The sequence below is a fragment of the Streptomyces mexicanus genome (assembly GCF_902506575.1).
Lineage (GTDB): Bacteria > Actinomycetota > Actinomycetes > Streptomycetales > Streptomycetaceae > Streptomyces > Streptomyces mexicanus.
The window spans coordinates 3,154,469-3,163,774 of the sequence record NZ_LR732544.1; the positions used below are offsets into that span (position 1 = coordinate 3,154,469).

9 protein-coding genes and 1 pseudogene are annotated in these 9,306 nt (G+C 72.3%); 4 read left to right on the forward strand and 6 right to left on the reverse strand.

The window, feature by feature from the left end; translation table 11 throughout:
* Nucleotides 1–46: 46 nt before the first annotated feature.
* Nucleotides 47–163: pseudogene (locus tag GV126_RS36455) on the reverse strand (DUF2510 domain-containing protein); the annotation flags it as partial.
* A 317-nt stretch (nucleotides 164–480) separates the two neighbouring features.
* On the opposite strand from GV126_RS36455, the gene GV126_RS14110 reads away from it, so the two are divergent.
* The gene (locus GV126_RS14110) at nucleotides 481–894 is read left to right on the forward strand and encodes an SsgA family sporulation/cell division regulator (protein ID WP_159666327.1); all 414 of its coding nucleotides are present in this window, start codon (nucleotides 481–483) and stop codon (nucleotides 892–894) included.
* 230 nt (nucleotides 895–1,124) lie between these two features.
* Here GV126_RS14110 and GV126_RS14115 read toward each other — a convergent pair whose 3' ends face one another.
* Both GV126_RS14115 and hppD read right to left on the reverse strand, forming a co-directional pair.
* Nucleotides 1,125–2,531 (reverse strand): FAD-binding oxidoreductase, encoded by a 1,407-nt coding sequence (locus tag GV126_RS14115; RefSeq protein ID WP_159666329.1) that lies wholly within the window; start codon nucleotides 2,529–2,531, stop codon nucleotides 1,125–1,127.
* Between the two features lie 95 nt (nucleotides 2,532–2,626).
* On the reverse strand, nucleotides 2,627–3,772 hold the full coding sequence (gene hppD / locus GV126_RS14120) for a 4-hydroxyphenylpyruvate dioxygenase (protein ID WP_159666332.1): 1,146 nt from the start codon (nucleotides 3,770–3,772) through the stop codon (nucleotides 2,627–2,629).
* 123 nt (nucleotides 3,773–3,895) lie between these two features.
* On the opposite strand from hppD, the gene GV126_RS14125 reads away from it, so the two are divergent.
* From GV126_RS14125 to GV126_RS14135, 3 genes are all read left to right on the forward strand, one after another.
* On the forward strand, nucleotides 3,896–4,363 hold the full coding sequence (locus GV126_RS14125) for an Lrp/AsnC family transcriptional regulator (RefSeq protein ID WP_159666335.1): 468 nt from the start codon (nucleotides 3,896–3,898) through the stop codon (nucleotides 4,361–4,363).
* A 127-nt stretch (nucleotides 4,364–4,490) separates the two neighbouring features.
* Complete coding sequence (locus tag GV126_RS14130) at nucleotides 4,491–5,078, forward strand: ArsR/SmtB family transcription factor (RefSeq protein ID WP_159666338.1); 588 nt, start codon at nucleotides 4,491–4,493, stop codon at nucleotides 5,076–5,078.
* Nucleotides 5,079–5,089: 11 nt separating this feature from the next.
* Entirely contained in the window at nucleotides 5,090–5,296 is a 207-nt protein-coding gene (locus GV126_RS14135) for a hypothetical protein (protein WP_159666341.1), read from the forward strand.
* Here the strand turns inward: GV126_RS14135 and GV126_RS14140 are convergent.
* The 3 genes from GV126_RS14140 to GV126_RS14150 all read right to left on the reverse strand — a co-directional run bounded on the left by GV126_RS14140 (nucleotide 5,293) and on the right by GV126_RS14150 (nucleotide 8,922).
* A complete protein-coding gene (locus GV126_RS14140; RefSeq protein ID WP_159666344.1) occupies nucleotides 5,293–6,084 on the reverse strand; it encodes a S16 family serine protease in 792 nt (263 codons plus the stop codon). The two genes, GV126_RS14135 and GV126_RS14140, sit on opposite strands and share 4 nt — an antisense overlap.
* A 104-nt stretch (nucleotides 6,085–6,188) precedes the next feature.
* A complete protein-coding gene (locus GV126_RS14145; RefSeq protein WP_159666347.1) occupies nucleotides 6,189–6,830 on the reverse strand; it encodes an IclR family transcriptional regulator in 642 nt (213 codons plus the stop codon).
* Between the two features lie 298 nt (nucleotides 6,831–7,128).
* Nucleotides 7,129–8,922, reverse strand: a complete 1,794-nt coding sequence (locus GV126_RS14150; RefSeq protein ID WP_159666350.1) for a DEAD/DEAH box helicase — start codon at nucleotides 8,920–8,922, stop codon at nucleotides 7,129–7,131.
* Nucleotides 8,923–9,306 lie beyond the last annotated feature (384 nt).

Below are 9,306 nucleotides of genomic sequence, written 5' to 3' on the forward strand. Positions count from 1 at the left end.
GTACTACCCGGACCCGTCCATCCCTGGCTACGTCCGGTACTGGAACGGTGCCCGGTACCCAGGCGGCACCGTTCCAGTACCGGACGTAGCCAGGGATGGACGGGTCCGGGTAGTACCCCTCGCGGGGCCGTTCGTCACCGGGTGCCGGGGTTGGGGCGCTCATGTCCGTCGTCCCGTATCTGCTCGGGGGTGGTATCGGGGGCTCCACATCTATCAGACCGGCGCGCGCGCCACCGCCGGTCCCGCCCGACCCACTCTTTCCGGGCATCCTCGTGCGGGTGCCGCACCCCGGTGGAAGCGCAGGCGGCACGGTGCGGAGAAAAGTTCCGTCGACTCGCGTAATGCCCGGCGTCCTCCCGCCTCTCCACTCGTACGGGTCCGCCCTGGGCCCGTGGGAGACACCGGTACGAGTGGACGCGTCGTGCGTGCCGCCCGTGCCACGAGGGGCGAAACGCCGTGAGCGGAGAGGAACGAGGATCCATGAGGCACACCGTGGTGGAGCGCGAACTGCAGCTGAGGCTGATCGTGTCGGCCGGGCAGGCGGTCCCGGTGCCGGCCCGGCTCGGCTACCGCACCGCCGACCCGTACGCCGTGCACATCGACTTCCACGTCGACTCGGCCTGCCCCGTGCACTGGGCGTTCGCGCGGGATCTGCTGGTGGAGGGGGTGTTCCGGCCGTGCGGGCACGGGGATGTGCGGGTGTGGCCGTCCAGGACCCACGGCCGCAGTGTGGTGCTGATCGCGCTCAACTCCCCCGGTGGCGAGGCCCTGCTGGAGGCACCGGCCGCGCAGGTGGCGGCCTGGCTGGAGCGCACCTTGCGGGTGGTGCCGCCGGGCAGCGAGGGCGACCGGCTCGGCATCGACGACGGGCTGGCGGGGCTGCTCGCGCAGTGAGCGGGCGGACGGCGGCCTCCCGGGCCGGCGCGGCGCAACGACCCGTCCGGACGCCGATGCCACGCGACGGCCCACCCGGACGCCGGAGCGCCCCGTCCGGACACCGGTGCGGCGGAACGACCCGTCCGGACGCCGGTGTCACGCGACGACCCATCCGGACGCCGGACCCGCGCAACGGCCACCCCGGTGCCGGTGCCCCGGCCGGCTCGCCCGGTGCCGGGGCGGCCGGCTCAGAACAGCTTCCCCGGGTTGAGGATGCCCAGCGGGTCGAAGGTCTGCTTGATCGCCCGTTGCATCTCCAGGCCCACCGGCCCGATCTCGCGCGCCAGCCACTCCTTCTTCAGCACGCCCACGCCGTGCTCGCCGGTGATGGTGCCGCCGAGCCGCAGCCCGAGCGCCATGATCTCGTCGAAGGACTCGCGGGCGCGCCGGGACTCGTCGGGGTCCTGGGCGTCGAAGCAGACGGTCGGGTGGGTGTTGCCGTCGCCGGCGTGGGCGCAGACGCCGATCGTGAGCTGGTACTTCTCGGCGATCCGTTCGACGCCGTCGAGCATCTCGCCGAGCCGGGAGCGCGGCACGCACACGTCGTCGATCATCGTCGTGCCCTTGACCGCCTCCAGCGCGACCAGGGACAGCCGCCGGGCCTGGAGCAGCATCTCGGACTCGGCGGCGTCGTCGGCGGGGACGACCTGGGTGGCGCCCGCCGCCCCGCCCAGGGCGCCGAGGGCGGCGAGGTCGGGGGCCGGGTCGGGGGTGTCGAAGGCGGCCAGCAGCAGCGCCTCGGTGGTCTCGGGCAGACCCATGTGGGCGTAGTCGTTGACGGCCTTGACCGTCGTACGGTCCATCAGCTCCAGCAGCGAGGGCACATGGCCCTGCGCCATGATCCGGCACACCGCGTCGCACGCGGCGGTGGCGGAGGGGAACTCGGCGGCGAGCACGAGCTGCTGCGGCGGCTGCGGCTTGAGGGCCAGGACGGCCCGCACGACGATGCCGAGCGAGCCCTCGGACCCGACGAACAGGCGGGTGAGGTCGTACCCGGCGACGCCCTTGGCGGTGCGGCGGCCGGTGGACAGCAGGCGGCCGTCGGCGAGCACGACGTCCAGGCCGAGGACGTACTCGGCGGTGACGCCGTACTTCACGCAGCACAGGCCGCCGGAGGCGGTGCCGATGTTGCCGCCGATGGTGCACATCTCCCAGCTGGAGGGGTCCGGCGGGTAGTACAGGCCGTGTTCGTTGACCGCGCGGGACAGGGCGGCGTTGACGACGCCGGGCTCGACGACCGCGATGCGGTCCACGGGGTTGATCTCCAGGATCCGGTCCATCCGGGTCAGGGAGAGGACGATGCAGCCGTCGGAGGCGTTGGCCGCGCCCGACAGGCCGGTGCGGGCGCCCTGCGGGACGACCGGGACGCGCAGCTCGGTGGCGATGCGCATGACGTGCTGCACCTGTTCCACGGTGCGGGGCAGCACGACGACGGACGGGGCGCCGGACGGGCAGAAGCTCGCCATGTCGTGGGCATAGGAGGCCGTGACGTCGGGGTCGGTGAGGACCGCGTCGGCCGGCAGGCCCGCAAGGAGCCGGTCGGTGAGGTTGCTCTCGGCCTCGTCGGGTGCGGCTTGGATACGGCTCATGATCACAGCGTCGCACTCGGGGGCCGCGGTGTGAACCCCGTGAGAGCGCTTGCCGTCCCGTGCGGGTACGCCGGGGGGCGCACCCGCACGGGGCCGGGCCGTCACAGGTTGCCGCGGCGCTCCTGCTCGCGTTCGATCGCCTCGAACAGGGCCTTGAAGTTGCCCTTGCCGAAGCCCATGGAGCCGTGCCGCTCGATGAGCTCGAAGAACACGGTCGGGCGGTCCTGGACCGGCTTGGTGAAGATCTGCAGCAGGTAGCCGTCCTCGTCGCGGTCGGCGAGGATCTTCAGTTCGCGCAGGGTGTCGACGGGCACGCGGGTGTCGCCGACCCACTCGCCGAGGGTGTCGTAGTAGGCGTCGGGCGTGTCGAGGAACTCCACGCCGGCGGCGCGCATCCGCCGCACGGTCTGCACGATGTCGTTGGTGTTCAGCGCGATGTGCTGGACGCCGGCGCCGCCGTAGAACTCCAGGTACTCGTCGATCTGGGACTTCTTCTTGGCCAGGGCCGGCTCGTTGATCGGGAACTTGACCTTGAGGGTGCCGTCGGCCACGACCTTCGACATCAGCGCGCTGTACTCGGTGGCGATGTCGTCGCCCACGAACTCCTTCATGTTCGTGAAGCCCATGACCTTGTGGTAGAAGTCCACCCACTCGTTCATCCGGCCGAGTTCGACGTTGCCGACGCAGTGGTCGACGGCCTGGAAGAAGCGCTCGCCGGACTCCACGAGGGGCTGGGCGGCGACGTAGCCGGGCAGGTAGGGGCCGTCGTAGCCGGTGCGCTCGACGAGGGTGTGGCGGGTCTCGCCGTAGGTGGCGATCGCGGCGAGGACGACGGTGCCGTGCTCGTCCTTCAGCTCGTACGGCTCGGCGACGGAGCGGGCGCCGTGCGCGGTGGCGTAGGCGTACGCGGCGCGCGCGTCGGGGACCTCGATGGCCAGGTCGATGACGCCGTCGCCGTGCTCGGCGACGTGCTGGGCGAGGAAGCGGCCCCAGTCGGTGGCCGGCTTGATCACCGAGGTGAACACGAAGCGGGCGGAGCCGCTCTCCAGGACGTAGGAAGCGGTCTCGCGGCTGCCGTTCTCCGGTCCGGAGTAGGCCACCAGCTGCATGCCGAAGGCGGTGGAGTAGTAGTGCGCCGCCTGCTTGGCGTTGCCCACGGCGAAGACGACCGCGTCCATTCCCTTGACCGGGAAGGGATCGGCCTGCCGGGCGGTCACGTCGGGAGTGTGCTGTGTGGTCTGCGTCATAGCGGAAGGGTCACCCGGGCTCGCAAGGTGCGCAATAGTTCGCGCATTCACTGGGCAATCTGACCAGTGAACGTCGGGTGCCGACGGGCTTTCTGTACAGGATGACCACCGGGGAGGCGTGCCGTGGCGATCGATCACCTGGACGGCCGGATCATCGTGCTGCTGGCGCGCGAGCCGCGCATCGGTGTGCTGGAGATGTCCCGGCGGCTGGGGGTGGCCCGGGGCACGGTCCAGGCCCGGTTGGACCGCCTGCGGTCCCACGGCGTCATACGCGGCTTCGGCCCCGAGGTGGACCCGGCGGCGCTCGGCTACCCGGTGACGGCGTTCGCCACCCTGCAGATCCGGCAGGGCCAGGGCGCGGACGTACGGGCGCACCTGGCCACCGTCCCCGAGGTCCTGGAGCTGCACACCACCACGGGCACCGGTGACATGCTCTGCCGCCTGGTCGCCCGCTCCAACGCCGACCTGCAGCGCGTCATCGACCGCGTGGTCGCCATCGACGGCATCGTCCGCGCCTCCACGGCGATCGTGATGGAGAACCCGGTGCCGCTGCGGATCATCCCGCTGGTGGAGCAGGCGGCGGAGGAGTAGGGGCCGCCCGCTGGTGGACGCGGGTCGCGAAGAAGCACCCTGCGCGCGCCTCGCACCACCGCCGTGCAAAGACTTCCTTGCAGAGAACCCGTTGCAAAGGACTCTTTGCACCGCTACCTTCGTCTGCATGCCCGAACCCGCCGAACCGCTCCCCGTACGCGCGCTCGACGCGCGCTCACTGCGCGGCCTCGCCCACCCCCTGCGCATGCGCCTGCTCACCGTGCTGCGGCACGCAGGACCGGCCACCGCCTCCCAACTGGCCGCGAAACTGGGCGAGTCCAGTGGCGCCACCAGCTACCACCTGCGCCAGCTCGCCGCGCACGGCTTCGTCGAGGACGTGCCGGAGCGCGGCAAGGGACGGGAGCGCTGGTGGCGGGCGGCGCACCTGGGCGTGACCTTCGACGGGGGGCTGCTCAAGGACCCCGATCCGGGGGTGCGCGGCGCCGCGGACCTGTTCCTGCACGAGATCGCCAACCAGCACACCCAGGAACTGGCGACATGGCTCGGCACCCGGGCCGACTGGACCGAGGCCTGGCAGGACGCCTCGGACATGAGCGACTGGACCCTGCGCCTGACGCCCGACCTCGTCCGCGACCTCATCGAGAAGGTGCACGCACTCGTCGAGAGCTACCGGCCCCTCGCCTCCGAGGAGGGCGCCGCGGACGCCGAGCAGGTGCGCATCCACACCCACCTCTTCCCCACCCGTACCGACTGAGAGGCCGCCCGATGCATCCGGAGATCCATCTCGCCCTGCACCGCACCCGCGCGGCCGAACTGCGCGCCGCCGCCGACGCCCACCGCCTCGCCGCCGACGCTCCCGCCGCCGGCCCACGGCGAGCGGGCGACCTGCGGACCCGCCTCGGCTGGACCCTCGTGGAGGTCGGCCTGCGCCTGGCCACCGGCCCCGCGGCCCCGAAGGCGGTGGTTGCCTAACAACTGGGGACCGAGCCGCCGTGCTCCAGGGCCGTCAGGGCGGCGACCGCGCCCTTGAGGGTGGTGACCGGGACGAGGCGCAGTCCCTCGGGGAGTTCGGCGCGGGCGTCGGTGCACTCGGCCTTGGGGACCAGGAAGACACTGGCGCCGTCCCGGCGGGCGGCCCGGGTCTTGAGGGAGACGCCGCCGACGGCGCCGACCGTGCCGTCGGGGCTGATCGTGCCCGTACCGGCGATCGTGCGGCCGCCGGAGAGGTCGCCGCCCTTGCCGTCGCCGTGGAGCTTGTCGATGATGCCCAGCGAGAACAGCAGGCCCGCGCTGGGGCCACCTACGTCGGCGAGCTTCAGCGAGACCTTGATGTCCTTGTCCTTGCCGAGGCCCAGGTAGCCGAGGGCGGCCCGGGTGGCCGCGTCCTGGGACTGCTTCATCTGCTCGGCGTTGTGCCGCTCGATCTCCTTGACGTTGTTCCCGCTCGGGTAGACCGCGTCGCGCGGCATGACCGCGCGGTCGGTGGCGAACCAGCCGTCGATCACGTTCCCCAGGGATACGTGCGCGTCCGGCCCGGTGGCCACGATGGTGGTCATCCGCAGCTGCCCGGTCGTCCTGCGCACGGACGCGCCGCTGATGGTGATCACCTGGCTGCCCTTGAAGCTCCCGAGCACGTTCGCCGTGGACCCCGGCTGCGCCACCGAGAACGGCAGGGGCGCGAACACGGCCGTGGCGATCAGGGCCACGACGGGCAGCGCGCAGACGGCGAGGGCCTGGGGACGTGTGAGGCGAGAGAACACAGGGTCAATCTACGCGACGGCCGGTTCCGGCCAGGTTCCGGCCGGGGCGGCCCGGATCCGGCCGGAAGGGCCCGGTGCCGCCCGCCGGGCGGGGCCCTGCGGCTTCAGCGCAGCGCTTCCGCCACCTCGCGGGCCGCCTCCACCACCCGCGGCCCCACCCGTTCCGGTACGAAGTCCGCCAGCATCACCACGCCCACGCTGCCCTCGACCCCGGTCACGCCGAGCAGGGGAGCGGCCGCGCCGCAGGCGCCCGTCTCCAGCTCGCCGTGGGTGAGGGTGTAGCCGGGGTCGCCCAGCGGCTGGCGGCGGGCCGCGAGGATCGCCTTGCCCGCGGCGCCCCGGTCCAGGGAGTGGCGGAAGCCGGCGCGGTAGGCCACGTGGTAGTCGGTCCAGGTGGGTTCGACCACGGCGACCGCCAGCGCCTCCGCCCCGTCCACCAGGGTCAGGTGCGCCGTGGCCCCTATGTCCTCGGCCAAGGAGCGCAGCGCGGGCAGCGCCGCCTCGCGCACCAGCGGGTGCACCTGGCGGCCCAGCCGCAGCACGCCGAGCCCGACCCGGGCCCGGCCGCCCAGGTCGCGACGGACGAGGGCGTGCTGTTCCAGGGTGGCCAGGAGCCGGTACACCACGGTCCTGTTCACGCCGAGCCGGTGGGACAGTTCGGTGACGGTCAGCCCGTGGTCCGTGTCGGCCAGCAGCTTGAGGACCTTCAGTCCCCGGTCGAGCGTCTGAGAGGTCTCCGCGGTCACGACGCCCACTCCTTCAGTGGTGAGGTCGGCGGCGTTCCTCGCGGCGGGTACGTCACCGAGTCCCGTCAGTGACGCGCGACGAACGCCGCCGATCGGCCGGTGGTCCGGGCCGTCCCGGACGGAAGTCGCTTCACGGCTGCGCTCCGCGGCGGCGTCGCCACGGGGCGTGTGCGTAGCGGGACATTAGCGAAGCGGGTTCGCTCAGCGGAAGCCTCCGTCCACAATCCGGTCACCACCCGGAGGGAACTGTGTGCGTTCGACCCGATACGTACCGCACAGGGAGCCGCACCGGCCCCGCTCACCTCATCCGGGTCGCCCACTCCTGGACCTTGGCGATGCGCTGGCGCAGCTGTCCGGCCGTCGCCTCCGCGCTCGGCGGGCCGCCGCACACCCGGCGCAGCTCGTTGTGGATGACGCCGTGCGGCTTGCCGCTCTGGTGGACGTAGGCGCCGACCATGGTGTTGAGCTGCGGGCGCAGCTCCATCAGCTCCTTGTGGGTCACCACCGGGCGCCGGTCGGCGGGCAGTTCGAGCAGGTCGGCCTCCTCGGCGGGCTTCCTGCGGCTGTGCGCGATCTGCCGGGCCTGGCGTTTTTGCAGCAGCAGCTGGACCTGCTCGGGCTCCAGCAGGCCCGGGATGCCGAGGTAGTCCTGCTCCTCCTCGCTGCCGGGGTGGGCCTGCATGCCGAACTCGGCGCCGTCGTAGAGGACCCGGTCGAAGACGGCGTCGGACTCCAGCGCCTCGAAGGGCAGCATGTCCTGCTCGCCGGTGTCCTCGTCCTGCTGCTTGTTCGCCTCCTCCATCTCCTTCTCGGATTCGGCGTACGGGTCCTCCTCGCCCTCCTTCTTCGGCTTGTCCAGGGCGTGGTCGCGCTCGACCTCCATCTCGCCTGCGAAGGTCAGCAGGTCGGGGACGGTCGGCAGGAACACCGACGCGGTCTCGCCGCGCCGCCGGGACCGTACGAAACGGCCGACGGCCTGGGCGAAGAACAGCGGCGTGGAGATCGTCGTGGCGTACACCCCGACCGCGAGCCGGGGCACGTCGACGCCCTCGGAGACCATGCGGACCGCGACCATCCAGCGGTCGTCGTTGTTGCTGAACTCGTCGATCTTCTTCGAGGCGCCCGCGTCGTCGGAGAGCACGACGGTCGGACTGCTGCCGGTGATCTCGCGCAGCAGCTTGGCGTAGGCGCGCGCGGAATCCTGGTCGGAGGCGATGACGAGGGCACCGGCGTCCGGGATCGCCTTGCGGACCTCGGTCAGGCGCTGGTCGGCGGCGCGCAGCACGGCCGGCATCCACTCACCGCGCGGGTCGAGCGCGGTGCGCCAGGCCTGGCTGATGGCGTCCTTGGTCATCGGCTCGCCCAGCTTGGCCGCGACCTCGTCGCCGGCCTTGGTGCGCCAGCGCATGTTGCCGCTGTAGGAGAGGAAGATGACCGGCCGGACGACGCCGTCGGCGAGGGCGGAGCCGTAGCCGTAGGTGTAGTCGGCGGCCGAGCGGCGGATGCCGTCGGGGCCCTCCTCGTACGTCACGAACGGGATCGGGTTGGTGTCGGAACGGAACGGCGTACCGGTCAGCGCGAGCCGGCGGGTGGCCGGTTCGAACGCCTCCAGGCAGGCCTCGCCCCAGGACTTGCTGTCGCCGGCGTGGTGGATCTCGTCGAGGATGACGAGGGTCTTGCGCTGCTCGACGCGGTTGCGGTGCAGCATGGGGCGCACGCCGACGCCCGCGTAGGTCACGGCGACGCCGTGGTACTCCCGGCCCAGCGGGCCCGCGCTGTACTCCGGGTCCAGCTTGATCCCTATGCGTGCGGCGGCCTCCGCCCACTGCTTCTTCAGGTGCTCGGTCGGTGCGACCACCGTCACCTGCTGGACGATGTGGTGGTGCAGCAGCCACGAGGCGAGCGTGAGGGCGAAGGTCGTCTTTCCGGCGCCGGGGGTGGCAACCGCGAGGAAGTCGCGCGGCTGCTCCTGGATGTACTTGTCCATCGCGCCCTGCTGCCAGGCACGCAGCTTGCCGGCGGTGCCCCAGGGGGCGCGGCCGGGGAAGGCGGGCGAGAGGTGGTGGGAGGAGGAGGCGGCGGTGGTAGTCACGGTCTCCGGTTCGCTGCTGGGCTCGGCTACGGGAAACGACCGGGCCACCCTACCGGCGGCCCGGTGATGTCAACGAGCGAACCGCGCCCGGGCACTCGGGGATGGGACTCAGCTCACACGTCCCATCGGCTGCCGCCCATCGCCCCTCCTCATCTCCCCCTTCATTTCCATCCCCTCCTTCTCCTCCTCCCTCCCCTCCTCCCCCGGCGGCTCGCCCCCGGCCGCCGGCGGCGGGCCAGGTGGAGGGTGCGGCCGGCCCGCGGGCCGGGCTCCACCACGCCCCTGCCGCCCGGTGAGTCCCTCGGGGTCCCCGGGCCGCTCAGCCAGGAGCAGCTGTACACGCTCCCCGCTCACCCCCAGTCCGAGCCGGTGGAGATCGGCCCG